We start from the raw sequence: 21096 nt of genomic DNA, 5'->3' as shown, positions 1-21096 counted from the left end.
AATGAACTGCTACGCGTCCTGGACACCAAAGGAACCGGGCTTGTGATCACGGTTGATGAGATCCACGCCGTCGACCGGACGGAAATTTCGCAGCTGGCAGCCGATGTCCAGCACTTCATCCGCGATGGGCTGCCCATAGGCCTGATCTTCGCGGGCCTGCCCTCCGCCGTGTCCGACCTCCTTAACGAAGGCGTGGCAACCTTCCTCCGGCGTGCCGACAGGATCAATCTCCACGAGGCAGCCGTCGCCGAAGTGAACGCCTCCTACAGTCACCTGTTCGGCGAGGGAGGCATTACCGTCTCCCCTGACCGCATCAGCGAGGCAGCCGAGGCGACCGAGGGGTACCCGTTCCTGATCCAACTGGTCGGCTACTACCTCTGGCTCGAAGCCAGCAAAGCAGGGTGGACGCTGGATGAGGCGGGTGTCCAGCGTGCCATCGCCGCCGCACAGCGGCGCAACACGCTGGTCGTCGTCGAATCAGCCCTGTCCGACCTCTCCGACAGAGATCGGGAATTCCTCAACGCGATGGCCTCCCAGGACGGCCCATCGGCCGCGGGACAGATCGGCGCCATCCTCAAAGCCAAACCCAACGTTGTCTCCAAGTACCGCAACAGGCTCATCGCCGCAGGACTCATCGAATCCGCGGGCTACGGCAAAGTCGACTTCGCCATTCCGGGACTCCGCCAATACCTCCAGCGATAACGCGACTGATTGACGCGCAGGGTAAGTTTTGCAGCCCGCGCGTCGGAAGGCGGTGACGCGCCGGAACCGGCGTCCCCAAAGTTGCCCTCCCTCGTGGATACGGGATCAGCCGGGAAACGGTCTAGCACTAGCTGATGCACGCCCGGGCGGCTGGAAACGTCTCCTCACAGGCACATCCAGACCCGTTTGGAGCTGTCGAGGGCCATCCAGCTGCCCGGCCCGGCGAGCTAAATGCTGCCCCTCTTCACGCGCGTTCACGCGCGCCTGGACGACGGCACCCATATCGCCGCCGATCACAGCATTGGCCCACGCGTCTCGAGGACCACTCGGCACCTCGTTAGGCTGATCTCGCGCCGGTCCGGGCCTGCCTGAGGGAGCCGCTTTCAACCGTAAACTCCACTACGCCCTCCGCCCTGAGCCGGACGAGAGCGTCGCGGACCTCGCGGCGGTCCCATCCCATCCTTTCTCCGACCTCACCCCAGGTCGGCCCATGTCCATGGTGTTTCCACGACTGACCGATTACCACCAACAGCTGATCCACGACGGAGCCGGTCAGGACGACCGGTACAGGCGGTGCTTCGCGTCGCAGCCGGGCCTCCTTGCGGGCCCGATGGCGCGCGGCGACCTTCTCGATGGTGGGGACTTCGTTGTTTCTGACCATGGCGTCAGCAATGCGCTGATAGCTGCTGCCGGGACGATACTTGTCCACAACGCCGGCCAGTTCATTGACCCGCGCCTCGGTAATCTTGTCTGCCGGCACGAGCCGTTCCAACCATTGCCGTGCGTCCGACTGCCGAAGCGCGAAGCTCCTACTCTGCCGAGATCTTTTGGCCACCCGCCCCGGCGCCGGTGTCTTCTGCTCCCCAATGAACATCTTTCCAGCGTACCCGCGCACACGAACGCAACTGAGGAATGGGGCCACGAGTTGCACTTGTCAGGAAGTTATCGGCTCTGCCGCTTGGGGCTGTTCCCAGAGGACTGGAAGGACGGCGATGGGCCGTCGCCGGCGCCCGGGCCTGGCGCTGAAGCGGCAAAGTTCTACTGACAAGTAATGAAGCTTCGACGTAGGTTTAGCGAAGGAATCTGTGGGATCACCCACGTTTCCCCGACCGAGCTTTACCCTCACCCGTCCGAACGCCAGCCCGATGCCGCGCTGCCGTTCAGGCGGCAAGCAATGGCCGCAAAACCGGCCGAACCGGGAGGAGACCACATGGCGGGAATGTTCGAAATCTTCAACGACGAAGACTCGAACTTCAGGTTCAGAATTACCGCTCCGGACGGAACAGTGATGGCAACGTCACGACCGTTCCCCGACAAGCAATCCGCGGTTGCGGGCATCGCCGATGTCCGTGAATACGCCGGGATGGGCCATATCACCGACCTCTGCCTGACACCGCCGGGCTTTACGCCCCAGCGGCCGGCGACTCCGGCCGCGCTTCAACCCGGCAACGACCTCCGGTGTCCGAGTAGCCGCCCCGCGCCCTACCCCTGGTTCCATTACACCCCCACCATCCTCTCGCCCAACTAATGGGCACCACGCCGTGTCCCTGACATATGGGACGGCCCCTCGCGGACGTTCTTTGGCGGCCTGGGGCCCGCCAAGTGCTGCCGATTCTTCGCCGCATAGTCCGCCCTGCTCCAGCTCTGCTTCGGCCCTCCCGTGGAAGAGCTCTTGACGTGCCTGTCCGGTGCTTTCACACTCGATCCACGGGCGAAGTGTTGGAGGCAGTAATGGGTGGACAGCGGATCGGCTATGTGCGGGTCAGCTCGCTGGATCAGAACGAGAAACGCCAGCTTGAAGGGCAGGTTCTGGACCGGGTGTTCACTGACAAGGCGTCGGGCAGGGATACTGCCAGGCCGCAGCTGACCGAGCTGCTGAGGTTTGCCCGCGACGGGGATACCGTCGTCGTGCATAGCATGGACCGGCTCGCCCGCAACCTTGATGACCTGCGTGCCCTGGTCCAGGGGCTGACCCAGCGGGGGGTGCGGGTGGAGTTCCTCAAAGAACAGCTCCTTTTCACCGGGGAGGACTCCCCCATGGCCAACCTCATGCTCTCGGTTATGGGCGCCTTCGCTGAATTCGAAAGGTCCCTCATCAGGGAACGCCAGCGCGAAGGCATCGCCCTCGCCCGGCAGCGCGGCGCCTACAAGGGGCGGAAGAAGACCCTGACGCCGGAGCGGGCGGCCGAGCTGGTCCAGCGTGCCGGCACCGGAATTCCGAAAGTCGTCCTGGCCCGTGACTACGGCATCAGCAGGGAAACCGTCTACCAATACATTCGCCAAGCCAGAGCCGCGTCCGTCCCCTCCCCGGCCAGCATCCCCGCCACGACATAGCAGTACAGGCACCACGGGGAACAACCAACAGATGCACGTACTCACAAGACTCACAGCGGCTCACCGGGCAAAGCGTCATCCGCCTGCGTCGGCCTAAGCCGTAAGGGTGGTCTCCGGTCACAGCCTCCAACAGACCCCCTTGCGTCAGGAAATCACTTCGCAGAACAACAACCCGCGGTGTTTTTCCCCAAGGGCATGTGTCAGAACTGCTCACTCAGCGACCATTTCAAACCGGGGATGTCGAGGAAGGCTGGGTCAAAAGGCGCATCGGAACCGGTTATGTCGGCCACCCAGGCGGCGTGTTCGTCATGGTCAGGATGCGAAGGGTCTGCCAAGGCATCCACGATCTCCTCGTAGCCGGGAATTCCACCGGAATCCTCGAGCGGGCCCCGTCTGGCACCGTCGATCAACCGGGCACGGACGCTGTCGTCAAGCGCGGGCCTGCGGGAAACCAACTCGAGCCGATGGAGCCAGCTATCACCAAAGCCATATTCGTAGAACGCTTCGCCTGAGCCCAGGGCCAGCAGTTGGCCCAGGAGCAGCCGTCCTTAGGCCTGTCTCCGGGTTCCTCACAATCGTATGCGGGGAGCCACTGCGGGAGGTCTGGCATGTCACGTTCGGCCGGCTGCAACGGCGCCAACGGATTAGTGGCCGTGAACCTATGCAGGTGCGCGTTCTCCCAGCCAAAAGCCACCTGCAGAACCCCTGGACACTTCCTAGCGTCAGCTGTCCGGCCAGCTCCAGAACACGCCAAATCTCGGGCTCGCTATCCACAAGCTGCACGCGAACCGTCAGCAGCTCTCGTCCGCCCGCAATCCCGGGAAATTTATCCATGCGCTCCACCCTCGCAGGAGCCCGCGCCGCGCCCGGATCTTGCATACTCCTCCCCCACTATCTGGCTATACAGAACGTCGGTTATCGGCGGTTGAAAACGGGCAGGGGATGGGTTACTCAAGCGGCTGTGTGAGCTGCCTCACTGCAAGAGGTTTGCCCTGTGCTCACGAACCGCCGGCGCGTGAAAACAGGAACGAATTATTCTTGTTTAGAGGCAGAGTCTTTTGGCCGTCCATCTACAGCGGCGTACTCAATGGTCTTACCGACCTTCTGGGCGGTACTCTTCACCAGGCCGGGAAGCTCCTTCATGCGCATTTCCGATGTGGGATTGTTCCTGTATCGGATCGCTAGATACCAGCCAAAGTTGCAAGCATCGGATTGAAGGTAGCTGGGCAACTGGGTCTGAAGCCCGTGCCAAAATTTCCCATTGTGGGCTTTTTTGATTTCAATCAACATCCGTAGCTTTGATCCGCTAGCTATTTTAAAATCCACTGGGCCTCTGCCAAGTTCGACTTCCCTGTCCAGTTCCACATTGAAGAGCCGCAGGTAGTGCTGAGCCATGCCTAGGAAGACCAACTGTGCGGCCTCCTCCGGTTTCTCTTTACCATCCGAATCCCAAAGTAGCGACCACCCACGCTGGTCCTCGACGAACCGTTGGAACTGTTTGAGCATCTGGCTTATGAGCAGTCGTAGCTCTGCTTCGTTCCTCGGCTCGGATTGCAGGCTGAGGGGATTGGACTCAGCGTGTACCACGGGCAGTTTGTCCCACTGCACGACACCTCGGGGGTCGTCACAAAAGTTGTAGCCCTGCAAGTCTTTCCGACTAGTTTGGCTTCGGGCCCACTTCCGCACACGCTCAGGATGGCGTCGAGCGAATTGGACGATATCAGACTTCCGAACGCTCTGGCCCACGCTCAGGTTGAACTGGTTCCGGATGTCCCCGTTGAGGTCGGAGTCGAACCAGTCATCCGCATTTAGGGTGGGTAGATCATTGAGAAGCGTTTCTGGCACAAGGATGATGGGCTTGTTGTTCTCCGGGTTTGTGGGTAGGTCGACAAACTCTGTCAGCCAGCGCCCCTCGTTCGGAAATACCCTGGTGTTCCTTACTTTATGCTTTTGCATTTCTATGCCGTGTCGGAAGCAAATTCCTTGCGTGTATCTTATGAAATCTGCCTTCAGCACGTTTCCAACTGCATCGGAGATACGATCAGAACCGATTCCTTCGTTGAGGATACCGATTTCCTCTATATGCTCTGGGTTGGACAGTCCGTGAGCGATAGCGACGGCAATGCCGTCTGCCATACGCTGAGCAAACGCTGCTCCAGAGCCTGATCCATTGCTTCCAACTGCCGTGTATCCAAGGCAAAGCTCGGCAGGCTCCGGGAATGTGAGCAACCGCTTTGCAATTGCGGCGGACGTAGACTTGCTTCCAGCGGCTTTGGCAATGAGTTCATAGCATCGAACAAAATGAGCTATCAGGCGGTCATGCCCAGAAGCCCAAGGCTCGCCAGCCAAGATCAAGAGAAGAGGATCAATAAAAAGCTTTGTATCAACCGTTAGATGGGGGTCAAACCAATCGTCATCGTCCGATCGCTTGATTCCAAATTGCTCTGAAAATCTCAACGCTGCTCCCCCACGCTTCCATAGGCAACCGCTCAGTGACTGCCTATAACATACCGTTTGGGCCCAATTCTTCACACAAACTCAGATTGCAGATTGGTATCCAGCAGCTTATCTATGCACGTCCTGGCGACAGGCCGGCGACATGAGATGTTCTCCTACCCCCGGTGTTGTCAGGAGCGTGAGCATGGCGAGGATGAGGTGTTTTCAGCTCGGGGAATGTGAAGAGGTGAACCGTCCGACTACAGGAGCATCCTGGCGGCTGCCTGAGTAGGGGAACCACGGTGCAGGTGACCCGTCCTCGCAAAAGTTCCTGGAAGATCCCCGACTATCGGACTCTAAGGCAGGTACTAGCGAATACCCATCACTTCCTTGATTCTTAAGCAAACGGGGCTGAGTGCAGCAGCGAGGTTCTTATCGCTTCTGTTAGCAAAATCCAAAGCAGTGACGCCACTCAGGTCACTGGGAAGACTAAGCTCCTCGTCCCTACAGAGCACCATGAAGGTTTTTGCCCGCCCGAGGTAGCCTGTGAAGAGACCGAGTTCGAAAATCAAGTTGTCTCGAGGGGCTGCTGCACGTGTTTCCCGCTTGGTTACGATGTCGTCTGCCGTGAGGACAATGACGGCGCAATCGTAAGAAGCAGTACCCTCCACCAATGTCTCAATAGCAGTTTGAGATGGTTGGAAAACGCCCTGGTTCCAAACCGTACATTCAGCGACGTAATCGAGCCCGGCCTGAATTGTCTCGGCGATCGGTAACCCCTCAACAGATGAACCGATGAAGATCCTGGGTTTAGCATCGTTTAACCGCCCTGTCACGCTGGGCACTTTCCCCTGACCGGGCTTACTGGATTGCAGCTCTTGTACTTGTTTCGCAAGCGCCTCTACTTGGCCCGCAAGTTCTCTGATCACATCGTCCGCTTTGGACGAGGACGACGGGCCAATGAGCTTTAGCTCCTTCGCACTTTCAAGCGCCGATTCCGTGGCGACAGTTTGGAGAACATGGGAAATCTCTTCAAAGAGTCTTGGTGCCCATATGTCGACTAGGTCTTCAACTCTGCCGTTCCGAATTGGTGAATCTGAACGATCATTAAGGGCATGTACGAGATGACGGATTCCCTTGGGATCGAGGGAAGTCGCTTGAAATCCCGCAAGGGCGCCGCGTAATTCGGAGGGATGAAAGTCAAGGCAGAGTGGAATTATGAGCGCCTTTCCCTCTTGCGTGGCAAAGCCTGCCTCCTGGGCCAACCAGTCCGAGGTCATATTTTTCCGAGTTAGGCACGAAAGCACGACGGATGTCGTAGCCCACTGCATGAAAGGGCTCTCCATGTTTTTGATGCCGCTGTCACTGGGAAGCATGTCGTCAGTAGCGAGCCACGGTTCCACGGTATGCAGGACCTGGGGGATCCAGTCGCGTAGTGCCTTTGCTACTTGGCGACTCTCCGGACCGGACCAGCTAATAAATACTTTCACCTGCCGAGAATACAGTTCGATCGATCTTCGCGCTTGTATGGAGTTGATCCAGTTTTGCATCGCTAAGTGGCATAAGGGTCTTGTCCCCAACGGCAGTGGCGAACGGTAACAAGAGAAGCTCTCCGGTAATGACGGAAGGAACTACCAGCGCCTGCGATATCCCGGTCTTCCGCGCCGCTATGGAACGGTTCTACGCCGCAAATATCTGGTTGAAGAACAGCTAACGTCGGCGGCTGAGCCCCTTCGGGGCCGCGGGTCGCTTCCCATTGTCGGGACACGCAGACGGCGGAGCTACCTGTGTCGGTGCTCCCCGGTACCTTTGACAGGTAGACGAAAAACTTCAATACGTGCCGTTGGCGCGAAGGAGAGCCAGCGCATGTTTTTGACGCGTAAAGCCAACCCCACCACTTGGTGTGATGCGCAGCGGAGGGTGGTTGCAGCTTAATGACTAGCACCGTTCTGCCACTCTCACTGATGAATCGCGATCGATTCCTGGCACTCTTCTATGAGCCGGAGCGCTTCGACATCCATCAGAAAACGATCATGCACCTTCACGTGCTTCGTGTCGATGGCGGCGATTTCGCTGTAAAGCCTCTTTTAAAGAGTTGGTGAACAATAGCATCAGTTACGTGCTCTCCCGCCAGAATCTGGCGAAGGTGCTGAGCGATCCAAGCCGCATGGGCGAGTTCTGGAGGAAAACACAGACGCAATTCAAAACCCCTGACCCTAACGCGGGTGAGGGTGGCGAACTCCTTCTCTACTCCTTTCTCGAAGGACATCTGGGCGCGCCCAAAATCCTCTCGAAAATGGAACTCAAAACATCTTCGGAGCACTACGTTCACGGCACCGATGGCGTACACCTGCTTGAGGTATCGCAAGGTGACTACCAGCTGATATTTGGCGAATCGAAGATGTATGGGGATACCGCTCGCAAGATCGGATCGAGTGCCAGCCGTGGTGTGAAGGCTGCCTTCGAGTCAATGGGCAAGGTTCAGGAAGATGACTTCGATTTCGACACCTGGCTGGTGGAGTCCGAGCTCTTAAAGGAGAGCCTCAACGAAGAAAAGGTTGGACTCCTCGCTTCGATTCTTTTGCCACCCGCAACAGGGACGCCAGCGATTACGAAGTCAAACGCTTTCGGAGTATTCATCGGCTTCGAGCTCGACGTGACGACCTTCCCGTTCGCCGATCACACGGCGCCAGAGATCGAGAATCATTTACGTGAGCTCGCGCTGTCGGCGATAACCGCCGAAGTTGAAACCATCAAGACCGAGATCCAGAACCGCGGACTTGGCGGATTCCAGTTCCACATCTATGCAGTCCCTTTCCTGAAGCGAAACGTAAATGGCAGTGTGCGAGGAATCGAGGACATCCGCATCGATCTCGCTTCTGAGCTAAGTGGTAAGAACCTACGCCCACCAAAGGAGAAGAAAAAGAAGTGACCTCGCGTACCGCCGCTGACTTACTGAGCGAGATCATTGTTGAGCGCGAGGACTTCCAGACCGCGTACGAAAACCTTGAACGTGCTGTCGCCGAGTCATTCCTTTCAGGGCAGATAACCCAAGCAGTTGATCCGGTCGAGGCGAAGCACCTGCTTCGCTACGCGGACGTGCTGTCGCACGCGAGCGACCCTCGTCACCGAGAGCTCGCCTACACAACGATTGCTCTGCTTCGAGAGTATGACACCTCCACAGGCTTCGACCAGGAGCTGAGCGACCGACTGCTCGCCGTTGCCGAGGCGGTCCTCGTGCAGCTCGGCAATTTCCCGGGGATCCGTACCCTTCAGAAGGGTGTGGGTAGCCGCTTCGCGCTGCCGCTCTCGCGGGGCACCTTGCGCATCGCGAAGGAGGTGCTCCAGCGCACCAGCAAGGGAGACGCGATACTCACCGACACGCAGTACGCCATTACGGAGAAGATGCGCGGCGAAGACTACTTCAGCTTTTCGGGACCAACGTCGCTCGGTAAATCCTTCATCATCAAGGATGCTCTTTATGACATCGTTCGTCGTGACGATCTCAACGACCACTGTGTCGTCGTGCTTGTTCCTACCAAGGCACTCATCGGGCAGACAGCGGCTGATCTTCGGAAACTTCTGGCGGAAGTGCCGGAAGTGAACGTGGCAACCTACCCCTCGCTTCCCAAGTTGCTACGCCAAAAGTACCCACGAACCATCTTTGTGCTGACGCCGGAACGGCTGCTTCGCTATCTGGCTAACCCTGTGCGCGAGATCGACTACCTCGTGGTTGACGAGGCGCAGAAGGTCATCGCTAAAAATGATGCGAGAAGCTCGCTCTACTACCACTCGATCGTCGAGGTGACTCGCCGGTTCGCCACGAAACTTGTGTTCGCCTCACCTAGCATCGAAAACCCCGAGCTCTTCTTGGAACTGTTCGGTAAGGCGGCTAATGGAGCCTTTACCGTTCGGGAGCGAACAGTCGCGCAGCATCGCTATTTCGTTGATCTGGTCGCGGGAAAGCAGTACTACTTCTCCGGACAGGACGCGCAGCCGCGAGAGATCGACGCCGGGCCGGGTCAGAGGGGCGTGGTGGACCTAATCCTCTCACTCAGCGGTGATCGCAAAGCAATCATCTACATCAATGGGTCCTTGAAGTCGGCAGAGTTTGCCCTCCGACTCGCGGAGCGTCGGAGTGAAATCGCGGACGAGAAGATTGAGGAACTGGTCAAACATGTTCGCGAGTATGTTCACAAGGACTACTTCCTGGCGAACACGCTGCGTCGTGGCGTTGCCTTCCATCACGGCAAGATGCCGCAAGAGGTGCGCGAACGAGTCGAGCAGGCATTCGCTGATCCCGACTCGGCTGTCCAGTTCGTAGTGTGCACCTCGACGCTTTTGGAGGGCGTTAATCTGCCCGCGAAGAACATCTTCGTCCTTAACGACAAGCACGGAAACAGCGTATTTACAAAGATCGATTTCGAGAATTTGGCCGGACGCGCAGGCCGTCTCACGTACGACTTCTCCGGCAACGTTGTCTGCGTGCGCGAGGAAGCCAACCGATGGGCAGAAACGACGCGCGCCCTGATTCCTCGATCAGAGCCTGGACGAGCAGAGAGCTTTCTGGTCAGGCCAGCGAACAACCGAAAGAAAGAGTACACCGACATAGCGCGGATCCTCCGCGGTGAGAGCCTGCCGACGGCAACGTCGGCTGACCAGCAGCGAAGTGTTGAGCAGTACGCGTCGATCCTTACGCTCCACCAGCTCGACAACCAGCAGACACCGCTCCGCAGCTACTTCCTCGATAAGGTCAAAGACGGCCGCGAGTTGCTGAAGAAGGCAGCCTCTTCAGTTGCCGTGCCAACGGACGTACTGCGACGCTCACCGAACATCCTCCCCAAATACCAGGACCTTGTCTGGAGCGAACTCACCACCGGGTCCGCTGCGCCCCTGGTTGCCGATCAGGCAAATCTGACCGATGTCCAAACATTCCTCAGCGTTCTCAGGCGCCTCAGCACTTTGTATGACTGGAGAACGACCGAGGTCTCTGGGACAGACCCACTTATGCCGAAGAGAGCCGATGCCGATGGGTGGGACCGCCGTCTTTATTACTGGGCACTCCTCATGCGCGGCTGGGTCCGAGGCGACCCAATCAGCCGTGTTATCTCCAGTTCGGTTGCCTACTACAGCCAACGTGGTTGGATCACATACCGTGACTACTCCCGTGAGGAGAGCCTGGTCACCGAGCCTTTCGACAGGCATTCTGCGAAGCACATCAACCTGATTATTGAATGGACTCTCAGAGACATCGAGGGGGGGCCTACGGTTCCGCATCATGGGTTACCTGCAGAACTTCATTGACGTCAGTGTGATGGCGTTGGGAAGAGAAGCGTCAGGGATCAACGTAGCGACGTTAGTCGAGTACGGCACAACTGACCAGCGCGCGATCCAATTACAGGAGGTGGGCTTCGGTCGAGCTGTAGCGACGGAGCTTCTGACAGATCACGCAGAATCACTGCGATTCTCTGACGCAGACGAGCTGGAAGAGCTTGATCATGAAGCGGTGCTGGCAAGCACCACGCTGTCGGACGAGGCTCGCGCCGAGGTCGAGAACATCATGGTGAAGGTCCAGACTGAACGTGCCGCGAGATAAACGCTTCTCGGCACCGTCATCGTCACCGTCTCAGGCCTGCGGTGGCGGAAGGCCGGGAACACTTTCTCACATAGTGCGATGGTCGCAGGAGCTTATGGCCGGTACGCTCTCCTATTCTGCAGCTTTACAGTATAGCCATTATCGGCGTTTTGCCTGGTGATCGTTCAGTGGCAAAAGCCCGTCAGTGGCTAGTGTCGGGAGCCGTCTTTCCTCCTGCGTCGGAACAATAATGGCGAGGGTTCCGGTGAGGAGTGCGGCGTTGGCCCAGAAAATTCCCAAGAACCCAGTGGAGCCGCTAGGGATCCAACGGCGATGGGCAGCGTGATCTGGGCGCCAGAGGCGATTCACCGTCATGCGTAAGCCCAGCACCGCCCCGTGGCTGGACGCAGCAGATAGTGAGACCACCCAGGCCATGGTGAGTGGTTGTGGAATGCCGAGACCAAGCCCGAGTCCGACCATGACGGCGATGGCACCGTAGACTCCCACCAGCGGCAGTGCCGCGAGGGAAAGGACTGCCGCCGCGATGGACACGATTAGCATGGCTTTCCGTCCGAAGCGCCTGATCAGTCGGGTCAGTCCCAGCCTGCTGACGACTGAGACGGCGGCCCGCAGTGCCAGCAGCAAGCCCACCACTGCAGCGCCGATGCCCTGCTCCGTCCCCCACACGGGAACGAAGGCGTACATCAGGTCCACCGTCACCATCACGGCACCGCTCACCACCAGTGACCGCCACAGGCCGGAGCTCGGAGCGCGTCCCTGACCCGCGCGGGTGTCGAGTCGGCTCTCGGTGATCTCTCGGTGGCCGGACTGCGATTCCATGGTGGTTCGTTTCCACTCTTCTAGCTCAGACGCTTCAACCGTTTCTAACTCTCTGGACGCGATTTCGCCGTGGTCGGCACTCCCGACGGCGGAATCTCACCCGACCCCCGCTGCACGAGTCTCGTGGGGATCTCGACCTGCCGTGTGAACCCGGTGGGGTCGTTAAGGCGCTCAATGACAAGTCGCGCTGCCGCGCGCCCCAACTCGCCCGCGTCGTGCGCTACTACAGAGACCCCAAGCATATCCGCGAGCTCGAAGTCATCGAAGCCTATGAGCGCGATACGCTCCGGGCGGTCACGAAGTACGCGCAATGCCGCCTTCGTGGCGCGGTTGTTGCCCGCGACGACCGCGGTGGGAGGTTCCTCCATGTCCAAGAGCGATTGCACGCCGGACTCGATCCCCGCCGCAGGGTCGTTGCCGAGGCGCTCGTAGCGGGACGTGTCTGTTACTCCCACTTCAGCGAGTGCTTCGCGGTACCCGGCCAGACGCTCTGTAAGTGTGTACATCTGGGACGGGTTCGAGACAAAGCCGATCCGCCGGTGGCCCAGTGCGGTGAGCGATCGGACGGCCTCCGCCATGCCCGTGCGGTTGGCGAGGACGGCAGAGTCGGCCAGGAGGTTCCGTGCCGGGCGGTCCACGGCTACGACTGGCATGCCCAGTTGCCGCTCGCCTTCAAGGTAGCCCTGATCTTCTGCAATGGGGATAACCAGAAGTGCGCGGATGCGTTGGGAGATAAGTGCGTCGATCACTACGGACTCGCTGTCTGGCGCATCGTCGGTGGTTGCGAGCAGAAGGGTGAGCCCGTGTTCGGCGAGTTCACGCTCGATCCCGGCGGCGACTTGGAAGTAGAACGGGTTGAGGATGTCCCCGATCACGAATGCGACCGCGCTGGAGACCCCGCCGCGCCGCAGGTTCCTCGCCAGGGTATTGGGCCGGTACCGCAGCCGTTTCGCAGCCGAGAGCACGCGGTCCTTCGTAGCGGGGGACACTGTGGCGGAACCGTCGTAGACACGGGAGACAGTCTTGGAGCTAACGCCTGCGAGGCGGGCCACGTCCTCGAGTGTGGCGCGGGCTTGTGTGATCGAGGTCATGGTCAGTCAGTCCTTCCGGGCGGGGCCGGTGGATCCGCGGGCAATCAGCGCAGCCGTGGAGTCGGGGAACGCAGCGGGAGCAGCTCCGTCGAGCACATCGAAGAGGCGCCGGGCGACATGTGCGCCCGTGGCGATGACGTCGTGACTCAGGGCGGTCAGGGGCGGGTATGTGTGGCTGCACAGCACTGAGTCGTCCCATGCAACGATTGAGACGTCTTGGGGCACTCGCAGACCCAACTCCATAACGACGCCCAAGCCGGCCACGGCCATGACGTCGTTGTCGTAGGTAAGGGCGGTGGTCTGCTCCATCGTCGAGAGCACATCCCGCGTGGCCTGGGTGCCAGAGGCGAGGGTGTAATCGGAATGGACGAGCACGGGCTCGACTCCGAGCCGGCGTGCCTCCTCGCGGAACGCGGCGTCGCGGATGCGTGTATGTGCGAAGTGCTCAAGTCCGGCGATCCGGGCGATCCGGCGATGGCCCAGGGCGGCGAGGTGCCGAAGCATCTCTCGCATCGACATGGCGTCATCCGTCCAGACGCTCGTGAGGCCGCCGGCTACGCTGGGGTGCCCGACCACGACGGCGGGAAGCGCGCCCGGTCGGGTCAGCAACTCGATGCGCGGATCATCCACGCCGACATCGACCACGAGGACACCGTCTACGCGGCGTGCGTTACGCCATTTGATGAGGGTGTCCAGCTCCGCTTGACGGTTCGGTGCTACCTGCAGGAGAAGCCCATAGGAGCGTTTGGCCAGTTCTGCTTCGAGTCCTGCCAGGAAACGCATGTAGAAGGACTCGATACCGAGAGTCTCGGGAGCCCGGGCCAGAATAAGGCCGAACGTCTCGGTCCGTGCCTCGGCTAGGGAACGGGCCGCTGTGGTCGGCGCCCAGCCGAGCTCCTCGGCGACGGCCAGCACCTTTTCACGGGTAGTCGCAGAGACGCCTTTTCGCCTGTTGAGCGCAAAGGAGACCGCAGCGATAGACACGCCGGAACGTTCTGCAATGTCCGTGATGGTGACTCGCTTCTCCCTGGTCATCCGGGTTTCCCTCCGTTGGGTTAATCCTGCGCCTATTAAGGTCGTGGCTCTGTATTGTGTTTCTTCGCGTTCGACGATGGACAACTGGGGGACATCGTACTCCTGCCTTGACGTGACTAAAGGCGCACCGCTGGAATTCCGCGGCCCGCAAGCGCTACTGGGGTGCTGGACATCCTTGGACATACTTTAGCTTAAGCGCTTTACAAGGTGTGACCTATGTCCTACGCTGTCATTCAATGTCGGCCATTCAGGCCGCGTCACCCGCAGGGACAGGCAGGCCCGCGAGGTGGGTCAATACAAAGGAGTAGTTATGGCATTTCGCAAGATGGCCGCCAGCGTCACCGGCGCCGCCGCCGCCTTGACGCTGGCACTGAGCGCGTGCGGTGGAGGTTCATCCAGCGCGGACAACTCGATCAACGGGGCCCCAAGGGTGAGATCACCGTCCTCACCCAACGCACGGACCTCGCCTCGGATGGCACGTTCGACAAGTACGCGGCCGAGTTCAATAAGAAGTACCCCGACGTGAAAGTAACTTTTCAAGCCATCGCAGAGTACGAGAACTCAGTCAAGACGAGGCTCAGCGGCAACAGCTACGGCGACGTACTGGCCATCCCTGCGGCAGTGAAGCCCAGCCAGTACGCTCAGTTCTTCGAACCCCTCGGTTCCTCCGACAGCTTCAAAGACAAGTACCGGTATGCGACCACCGGTGAGTTCGATGGCACCACCTACGGCATCGCGTCCGGCGGCAACGCCAACGGGATCGTCTACAACAAGAAGGTCTGGTCCCAGGCAGGTATCACATCGCTGCCAAAGAGTGAGGAGGAGTGGCTCGAGGCCCTGAAGAAGATCAAAGCAAGCACACAGGCCGTCCCGCTGTACACGAACTACAAGGGCGGCTGGCCGCTTACGCAAGGCTTCGGCAGCGTCGGCGCCATCACGGGAAGCACCACGGCGACGCTGGACATGGCCACAAACAAGGCCCCGTGGACTACCGGCACCGACGTTTACGCCATCGACTCGCTCCTCTTTGACACCGTGCACGAAGGCCTCACCGAGTCCGACCCGCTCAGCACCGATTGGGAGAAGTCCAAGGTAGACCTCGCGTCCGGCAACATTGCCTCAATGGTCCTCGGCTCGTGGGCTATCTCTCAGCTCCAGGCGGCAGCACAAAAAGTCGGCACCTCGCCGAGCGATATCGGTTACATGGCCTGGCCGGCCACGGTGAACGGGAAACAGTACGCGGTCTCCGGCGCAGACTACGCCTACGGCGTAAGCAAGCACTCGAAGAACAAGGCGGCTGCATTCGCATGGATCAAGTGGTTCACCGAAGAGTCCGGCTACACCGACTCGCAGGGCATGGTCAGCAACCTCAAGGACAAGCCGCTCCCGGCAAACCTCAAGGATCTCAGCGACAACAACGTCACACTCATCGAGATGGACCCGTTTCCCCAGGGCAAGGAGAGCCTCCTTACCGACACAGCCAATGACGCAAAGATCGACCTCTACGGCCCGGTCTATCGCCAGAAGCTGGTAGACATCGCACGCGGCGCGGCCGACGGCAGCAAGGACAGCTACTTCGCACAGCTGAACGCCCAATGGGGCGCCGCTGTGGATAAGCAGTCGAAGTAGCCACCCACAGAGCCAGGAGATACCCAATGGCACTCACGCACCCCACTTTGGAGGTGCAGCAGGATGCGGGGCGGCGCGGCACACGGCGCCCCGCACCTCCTGCGGCGCAAAAGATCATGAAGGGCCTCACCCCGTGGCTCTTCCTGGCGCTCGCGGTAGGCCTGCTGCTGCTCCTTACCTACTGGCCAGCCCTGAACCTGGTTTACTACAGCGTTACCGACTGGGATGGCGTCGACACGACCAAAAGGTTCACGGGTCTGGATAACTTCGTTGAGGTCTTCACTGATCCCGGAATCTTCCAGGTCTTTGTCGTAAGCCTCTACTATTTCGCGGCGACGTTCGTGCAGATGGCCATTGCCCTGTACTTCGCGACGATCCTCAGCTTCAGCACACGGTTCTCAAACCTGTTCCGCGGTGTTCTGTTCTTCCCGTACCTGATCAATGGCGTGGCGATCGCGTTCATGTTCCAGTACGTGTTTCAGCCAGCGGGCTCACTGGACATCGTCCTGTCCTGTTCGGCCTCAGCAACACGCCGCAATGGCTCGGCGATCCGTCTGTGGCCAACTGGTCCCTCGCCGCCACCTCAGTATGGCGATACACGGGTCTCAACTTCGTCCTGTTCCTGGGGGCAATTCAGTCCATTCCCAGCGAACTCTACGAGGCGGCGGACATTGACGGCGCAAGCAAGTGGCAGCAGTTCTGGTCCATCATCTTCCCGGGCATCCGGCGTGTGGTGGGCCTGAGCATGATACTCGCAGTCGCTGGCTGCCTGAGCGCGTTCGAAACGCCGTTCATCATGACGGGCGGCGCAAACGGCACGGCCACGTTTGTAGTAAAGACCATCCAGGAGGCATTCGTGTATGGCCACGTCGGCCTGGCCTCAGCCATGGCTGTGGTGCTGCTGGTCATCGTCTTGCTGGTGACCTGGGTCCAGCGCAAACTGTTCCCCGACGAGAAGGTGGACCTGGTATGAGCACCTACGCAAATGACGCCCGCCCATCCCGCAGAAAGCCATTCGTACTCGGCACGGCAACGGCCGGTACAGCCAAGTACACGTCCCTGCTCATCGCCGCCTGCTGCACTCTGTTGCCCATGGTGGCCGTGCTGTTCGCCAGTTTCAAGAGCGAGTCTGAGTACGCCAAGAGTGGCGCACTCACTCCGCCGGTGGACTGGGCCAACCTGGACAACTTCGTCAAGGCATTCACGCAAGGCAACATGCTCGCTGGGTTCGTCAACACCCTCATCGTCCTCACAGTCTCTCTCGCCGGTACTGTGTTTATCGGCTCGATGGCCGCCTACGCGCTGGACCGCTTCCAGTTCCGCGGAAAAGGGCTCGTATTGGGCTTATTCATGATCGCAACGCTCATCCCGTCTGTTACAAGCCAGGTGGCAACGTTCCAATTGGTCAACGGTATGGGTCTGTTCGACACCAAAGGCGCCGTGATCCTGCTGTTCATGGGCACTGACATCATCGCGATTTACATGTTCATCCAGTTTCTTCAGTCCATCCCCGTCTCCCTCGACGAGGCGGCGATGCTGGATGGTGCGAACCGCTGGACCATCTATTGGCGAATTATTCTGCCGTTGCTCCGTCCAGCGATCGCGACCGTACTGATCATCAAGGGGATCGGAATCTATAACGATTTTTACACTCCGTTTCTCTATCTCCCGTCCGAGGGCCTGGTTTCCACAACGCTTTTCAACTTCAAGAGCGCCACGAACACCCAATGGCAGGTAATCGCCGCCGGGACCGTCCTCGTCATCGTCCCGTCCCTCGTGGCCTTCCTGCTCCTGCAGAAGTGGATCTACAAGGGCCTTGTTGCAGGAGCCGTCAAGTGACCCCACCCCGCCCCGAATCCACTGCCGTCATTGCCGCCCGCCGTGCCGGCCTGACCCGCCGCGACCTTCACACAGGCTGGACCGTCCGGGCAACCGCCGGTCCGGTGCCGTCCCACATCCTAAACGAGACGATCCCGGCCGAAGTGCCCGGCGTCGTCCATCTTGATCTCCTGCGCGCCGCCCTCATCCCGGACCCGTACGTCGACGACAACGAAGCGCTGTTGAATTGGATCGGTCAGACGGACTGGACGTACCAAACCACGTTTACCGTAGACGCCGATCACCTCGCCCCGGGCCAGCGCCATGAACTCATCTTCGACGGTCTGGATACAGTCGCTTCAATCTCGTTCGACGGCGAGCCGCTCGGCGAGGTCGCCAACCAGCATCGTACCTACCGCTTCGACGTCACCGACCGCCTAGCCGCCGGGGAGCACACGCTCACGGTCGCGTTCCGCAGTCCAGTGAAATACGCCAACGCGCAGAGCCTGCTGCTCGGTGCCCGCCCCCGCCCCTACCCGGACCCGTACGAAGCGATCCGCAAGTCCGCATGCAGCTTCGGCTGGGACTGGGGCATCGCAACCGCTACGAGCGGAATCTGGCGCGCTGTGCGCCTCGAGACCTGGTCGATGGCGCGCCTCTCGGAGGTCCGTGTACAGGCGGCCCCGGACGCCGCCGGCAATGGTGGAACGGTCACCGCCGAGGTGGAAGTAGAGCACGCCCGGGATGCGCCCTCACCGCTCGAACTGATTATCGAGGTCGCCGGCGTCGAGGCGCGCGTCGTGGTCGATCCCGGCGCGAGCCGGGCCACCGCGACGGTAAAGTTGCCGGCCGTCGAGCTCTGGTGGCCTGCCGGCCACGGCGATCAGCCACTCTATGCTGCCACTATCACCCTGGCTGTGCCCGGTGAGCACGAGGGCATCGGCGAGCCCCTGGATTCGGCCACCCGCCGAGTCGGTTTCCGCACCCTCGAATGGGACACGGCCAAGGACGAACACGGAACCCGTTCCAGCTCGTCCTCAACGGCCGGAAGATCTTTGTCAAAGGCGTCAACTGGATCCCTGACGACGCATTCTTCCCGCGAGTGGACCGCAGCCGCTACTTTCGCCGCCTGACCCAAACGAGGGACGCGAATCTCAACCTGGTCCGGGTGTGGGGCGGTGGGATGTACGAGTCTGACGACTTCTACGACGCGTGCGACGAACTGGGCCTGCTCGTCTGGCAGGACTTCCTCTTCGCGTGCGCCGCCTACCCCGAAGAGGAGCCCCTGCGCTCCGAGGTCGAGGCCGAGGCTCGGGACAACATCGTGCGCATGGCCCATCACGCGTCTTTATGCCTGCTCAACGGCAACAACGAGAATCTTTGGGGCTTCGAGGACTGGGACTGGCAGCGACGCCTGGATGGCCGCACATGGGGCTCGGAGTACTACTACAAGCTGCTTCCACGCCTTGTCTCTGAGCTAGCTCCGCATGTTCCGTACACGCCCGGAAGCCCTTTTAGCCCTGGGGGTGAGCACCCCAACGAGGAGAAGCACGGCACTATGCACCTGTGGGAGCAGTGGAACCGCCAGGACTACCCCGACTTATCGGGACCAGACGCCCCGGTTTGTAGCCGAGTTTGGCTGGCAGGGCCCGCCAACGTGGACCACGATGACCCGCTCCATCACGGATGATCCGCTCACGCCGGAGTCGCCCGGCATGCAAGTGCATCAGAAGGCCGCGGAGGGCAACGTCAAGCTCGTCACGGGGCTCGTGACGCACTACCGCGTGCCCGATTCCATGCGGGACTGGCACTGGGCGATGGCAGCTTAACAGGCGAACGCGGTGGGCGTTGCCCTCGAGTCGGTTCCGTGGCTCCGCACCTATCACCTCGGGCGCCGTGGTTTGGCAAATCAACGACTGCTGGCCTGTCACCTCGTGGGCCGCGATCGACGGGGATGGCCGCGAAAAACCGCTGTACTTCGCCCTCAAGAACGCGTTCGCAGCCCGAGCCGTGACGGTGCAGCCTGCGCGCGGTTCATCGCCGAAGGACGCATTACTGGTCACCGTCCTGTCCAATGATTCCGGCGCGCCGTGGGTCGCCACCGTGACATTGACCCGGCGCGGATTCGATGGCGCGGAGATCGCGAGACACGACGCCAAAGTCTCGGTCCCCGCGTGGGGACGCTGCGCGTCCCCGTCCCGGCGGACCTTGCCGCGGCGGGTAATGGCGACCGTGAGGTCTTGGTCGCGGATGTGCTCGACGATGCGGCGGGGAACAACGCCACCGGGCGCACCGCGCGGGGGCTCTGGTGGTTTGCCGAGCCGCGCGACTCAGCCCTCCCGGCGGCCAAACTGACCGCCCAGGTGGTTCCGGCGTCAGCAGACAACGATGGGACCAGCGCCGAGGTGAGGGTCACGGCGGGCACCCTCGTGCGGGACTTGACGCTGCTCGTGGACGCGCTCGACCCTGCCGCGGCCGTGGACTCTGGCCTCGTGACCCTGTTCCCGGGCGAGTCGCACACGTTCCGTATCAGCGGAGTGGACGGAGCGGTGCTCACCCCAGCGGCCGTCCTGGCCCCCGAGGTCGCCCGTTCCGGCAATCAGCTGGTTTCCCGATGAGCGCTCCGGTGCCCGTACCGCTGCCTGGCGGCCCTGTTTGCGGCATGACATGGGGCTGGGTGGGCACCCGCGGGACGTGGGACACGCCCGCCGCCGCGGAGTCCATGCGCCTCATGACGGAGACGGCCGTGACCTGGACCGCGCTAGCCTACGCTACGGAGCAGGCCACGCCATTCTCCACCGACATCCCGTTCGGCGAGGCTCCCACCGTCACGGACCCGGAGATCGTCTGGGCCATTCGCGAGGCCAAGTCGCTGGGCCTGAAGGTGTGCCTCAAGCCCGTAGTCAACGTGGCGGACGGCACCTGGCGTGCCCACATCGGCTTCTTCGATTGGGACGTGCCGAACGAGCCGTCCTGGACGGAGTGGTTCGACTCATACCGAATGTTCATACTGCACGCGGCCCGGATCGCAGAGGTGGAGGGGTGCGAGATGCTGTGCATCGGCTGCGAGATGGTCCGCGCGGACGGGCAGGAAGCCCACTGGCGTCGACTCATCGCGGACGTCCGCGACGTGTATTCGGGCCTGCTTACGTACAACTGCGACAGTACCAGGAGGATCGCGTGACGTGGTGGGACGCCGTCGACGTCATCTCGTCCAGTGGCTACTACCCCATTGGCGCATGGGACGAGCAGTTGGACCGGATCGAGTCCGTAGTGGTCCGGGAAGGCAAGCCGTTCTTCTTCATGGAAGCCGGGTGCCCGTCCCGTGAAGGGTCTCCGGACTTGCCGAACGACTGGAATCTGGACGGTGCCCCATCCGGCGCCGAACAGCTGCGCTACTACGAAACCATGTTTGCCAAGGCCCGCAACCGGCCGTGGGTCCAGGGACTCATGCTGTGGGACTGGCCTGCGAACCTGTACCTCCCTTCTGAGGCGGCGCGCAACGACGATTACTGCCCATACGGCAAACCGGCCGCCGAGTTCCTAGCCGACCAGTACACGGGTTGGCGCGCGCAGGCGGGCCAGCCGGTCCCCGGCGAGGCCCGCCTGTGAGCGCCGGGATCCTCGCGATCGACG

At 60.8% G+C, this 21096-nt stretch carries 19 protein-coding genes and 1 pseudogene; 13 read left to right on the top strand and 7 right to left on the bottom strand.

Going from position 1 to position 21096, the window contains the following annotated elements; translation table 11 throughout:
- Positions 1-42: 42 nt before the first annotated feature.
- Positions 43-702, top strand: a complete 660-nt coding sequence (locus tag ACPEE0_RS22900; RefSeq protein ID WP_424575551.1) for a hypothetical protein — start codon at positions 43-45, stop codon at positions 700-702.
- Between the two features lie 337 nt (positions 703-1039).
- Here ACPEE0_RS22900 and ACPEE0_RS22895 read toward each other — a convergent pair whose 3' ends face one another.
- Positions 1040-1462, bottom strand: a complete 423-nt coding sequence (locus ACPEE0_RS22895; protein ID WP_424575550.1) for a hypothetical protein — start codon at positions 1460-1462, stop codon at positions 1040-1042.
- A 414-nt stretch (positions 1463-1876) separates the two neighbouring features.
- Here ACPEE0_RS22895 and ACPEE0_RS22890 point away from each other — a divergent pair, with 414 nt between their 5' ends.
- The gene (locus ACPEE0_RS22890) at positions 1877-2230 is read left to right on the top strand and encodes a YegP family protein (RefSeq protein WP_424575549.1); all 354 of its coding nucleotides are present in this window, start codon (positions 1877-1879) and stop codon (positions 2228-2230) included.
- Positions 2231-2433: 203 nt separating this feature from the next.
- Positions 2434-3036: a recombinase family protein gene (locus tag ACPEE0_RS22885; RefSeq protein WP_424575548.1), complete on the top strand. Its 603-nt coding sequence runs from the start codon at positions 2434-2436 to the stop codon at positions 3034-3036.
- Between the two features lie 200 nt (positions 3037-3236).
- Here ACPEE0_RS22885 and ACPEE0_RS22880 read toward each other — a convergent pair whose 3' ends face one another.
- The 3 genes from ACPEE0_RS22880 to ACPEE0_RS22870 all read right to left on the bottom strand — a co-directional run bounded on the left by ACPEE0_RS22880 (position 3237) and on the right by ACPEE0_RS22870 (position 6875).
- The gene (locus tag ACPEE0_RS22880) at positions 3237-3554 is read right to left on the bottom strand and encodes a plasmid pRiA4b ORF-3 family protein (RefSeq protein WP_424575635.1); all 318 of its coding nucleotides are present in this window, start codon (positions 3552-3554) and stop codon (positions 3237-3239) included.
- 514 nt (positions 3555-4068) lie between these two features.
- Positions 4069-5493: a hypothetical protein gene (locus ACPEE0_RS22875; protein ID WP_424575547.1), complete on the bottom strand. Its 1425-nt coding sequence runs from the start codon at positions 5491-5493 to the stop codon at positions 4069-4071.
- A 347-nt stretch (positions 5494-5840) separates the two neighbouring features.
- Complete coding sequence (locus tag ACPEE0_RS22870; protein WP_424575546.1) at positions 5841-6875, bottom strand: nucleotide-binding protein; 1035 nt, start codon at positions 6873-6875, stop codon at positions 5841-5843.
- A 695-nt stretch (positions 6876-7570) separates the two neighbouring features.
- On the opposite strand from ACPEE0_RS22870, the gene ACPEE0_RS22865 reads away from it, so the two are divergent.
- From ACPEE0_RS22865 to ACPEE0_RS22855, 3 genes are read left to right on the top strand one after another with little or no spacing between them, the layout of a single operon-like run.
- Complete coding sequence (locus tag ACPEE0_RS22865; protein ID WP_424575545.1) at positions 7571-8404, top strand: HamA C-terminal domain-containing protein; 834 nt, start codon at positions 7571-7573, stop codon at positions 8402-8404.
- Positions 8401-10776, top strand: coding sequence for a DEAD/DEAH box helicase (locus ACPEE0_RS22860; RefSeq protein WP_424575544.1), 2376 nt, complete (start codon positions 8401-8403; stop codon positions 10774-10776). Before ACPEE0_RS22865 ends, ACPEE0_RS22860 begins: the two co-directional genes overlap by 4 nt.
- Positions 10751-11068 (top strand): hypothetical protein, encoded by a 318-nt coding sequence (locus ACPEE0_RS22855; RefSeq protein WP_424575543.1) that lies wholly within the window; start codon positions 10751-10753, stop codon positions 11066-11068. The genes ACPEE0_RS22860 and ACPEE0_RS22855 overlap by 26 nt, the downstream gene beginning before the upstream one ends.
- 138 nt (positions 11069-11206) lie before the next feature.
- Here ACPEE0_RS22855 and ACPEE0_RS22850 read toward each other — a convergent pair whose 3' ends face one another.
- The 3 genes from ACPEE0_RS22850 to ACPEE0_RS22840 are packed head-to-tail and all read right to left on the bottom strand — an operon-like array spanning position 11207 to position 14013.
- Complete coding sequence (locus ACPEE0_RS22850; RefSeq protein ID WP_424575542.1) at positions 11207-11887, bottom strand: MFS transporter; 681 nt, start codon at positions 11885-11887, stop codon at positions 11207-11209.
- 44 nt (positions 11888-11931) lie between these two features.
- A complete protein-coding gene (locus ACPEE0_RS22845) occupies positions 11932-12978 on the bottom strand; it encodes a LacI family DNA-binding transcriptional regulator (RefSeq protein ID WP_424575541.1) in 1047 nt (348 codons plus the stop codon).
- A gap of 6 nt (positions 12979-12984) precedes the next feature.
- Positions 12985-14013 (bottom strand): LacI family DNA-binding transcriptional regulator, encoded by a 1029-nt coding sequence (locus tag ACPEE0_RS22840; RefSeq protein ID WP_424575540.1) that lies wholly within the window; start codon positions 14011-14013, stop codon positions 12985-12987.
- A 378-nt stretch (positions 14014-14391) separates the two neighbouring features.
- Here ACPEE0_RS22840 and ACPEE0_RS22835 point away from each other — a divergent pair, with 378 nt between their 5' ends.
- The 7 genes and pseudogenes from ACPEE0_RS22835 (at position 14392) to ACPEE0_RS22805 (ending at position 21072) form a co-directional block, all read left to right on the top strand.
- The gene (locus ACPEE0_RS22835) at positions 14392-15642 is read left to right on the top strand and encodes an ABC transporter substrate-binding protein (protein WP_424575539.1); all 1251 of its coding nucleotides are present in this window, start codon (positions 14392-14394) and stop codon (positions 15640-15642) included.
- Between the two features lie 556 nt (positions 15643-16198).
- Positions 16199-16615 (top strand): carbohydrate ABC transporter permease, encoded by a 417-nt coding sequence (locus ACPEE0_RS22830; RefSeq protein ID WP_424575538.1) that lies wholly within the window; start codon positions 16199-16201, stop codon positions 16613-16615.
- Positions 16612-17481: a carbohydrate ABC transporter permease gene (locus ACPEE0_RS22825; RefSeq protein WP_424575537.1), complete on the top strand. Its 870-nt coding sequence runs from the start codon at positions 16612-16614 to the stop codon at positions 17479-17481. Before ACPEE0_RS22830 ends, ACPEE0_RS22825 begins: the two co-directional genes overlap by 4 nt.
- Positions 17478-18593: a glycosyl hydrolase 2 galactose-binding domain-containing protein gene (locus ACPEE0_RS22820; RefSeq protein WP_424575536.1), complete on the top strand. Its 1116-nt coding sequence runs from the start codon at positions 17478-17480 to the stop codon at positions 18591-18593. Before ACPEE0_RS22825 ends, ACPEE0_RS22820 begins: the two co-directional genes overlap by 4 nt.
- A gap of 50 nt (positions 18594-18643) precedes the next feature.
- On the top strand, positions 18644-19150 hold the full coding sequence (locus ACPEE0_RS22815; RefSeq protein WP_424575535.1) for a hypothetical protein: 507 nt from the start codon (positions 18644-18646) through the stop codon (positions 19148-19150).
- A gap of 400 nt (positions 19151-19550) precedes the next feature.
- The gene (locus ACPEE0_RS22810; RefSeq protein WP_424575534.1) at positions 19551-20078 is read left to right on the top strand and encodes a hypothetical protein; all 528 of its coding nucleotides are present in this window, start codon (positions 19551-19553) and stop codon (positions 20076-20078) included.
- A pseudogene (locus ACPEE0_RS22805) lies at positions 20075-21072 on the top strand (glycoside hydrolase family 113). Before ACPEE0_RS22810 ends, ACPEE0_RS22805 begins: the two are co-directional and overlap by 4 nt.
- Positions 21073-21096 lie beyond the last annotated feature (24 nt).

The sequence above is a fragment of the Arthrobacter sp. SD76 genome (assembly GCF_049726125.1).
Classification (GTDB): Bacteria; Actinomycetota; Actinomycetes; order Actinomycetales; family Micrococcaceae; genus Arthrobacter; species Arthrobacter nitrophenolicus.
This window is presented reverse-complemented; position numbering and strand designations above follow the sequence as displayed.

Coding starts and splice junctions, on each gene's coding strand:
- ACPEE0_RS22825 (WP_424575537.1), top strand. CDS start 16,612: ATGAGCACCTACGCAAATGACGCCCGCCCATCCCGCAGAAAGCCATTC.
- ACPEE0_RS22855 (WP_424575543.1), top strand. CDS start 10,751: ATGGGTTACCTGCAGAACTTCATTGACGTCAGTGTGATGGCGTTGGGA.
- ACPEE0_RS22890 (WP_424575549.1), top strand. CDS start 1,877: ATGGCCGCAAAACCGGCCGAACCGGGAGGAGACCACATGGCGGGAATG.
- ACPEE0_RS22815 (WP_424575535.1), top strand. CDS start 18,644: ATGTACGAGTCTGACGACTTCTACGACGCGTGCGACGAACTGGGCCTG.
- ACPEE0_RS22845 (WP_424575541.1), bottom strand. CDS start 12,978: ATGACCTCGATCACACAAGCCCGCGCCACACTCGAGGACGTGGCCCGC.
- ACPEE0_RS22850 (WP_424575542.1), bottom strand. CDS start 11,887: ATGGAATCGCAGTCCGGCCACCGAGAGATCACCGAGAGCCGACTCGAC.
- ACPEE0_RS22885 (WP_424575548.1), top strand. CDS start 2,434: ATGGGTGGACAGCGGATCGGCTATGTGCGGGTCAGCTCGCTGGATCAG.
- ACPEE0_RS22840 (WP_424575540.1), bottom strand. CDS start 14,013: ATGACCAGGGAGAAGCGAGTCACCATCACGGACATTGCAGAACGTTCC.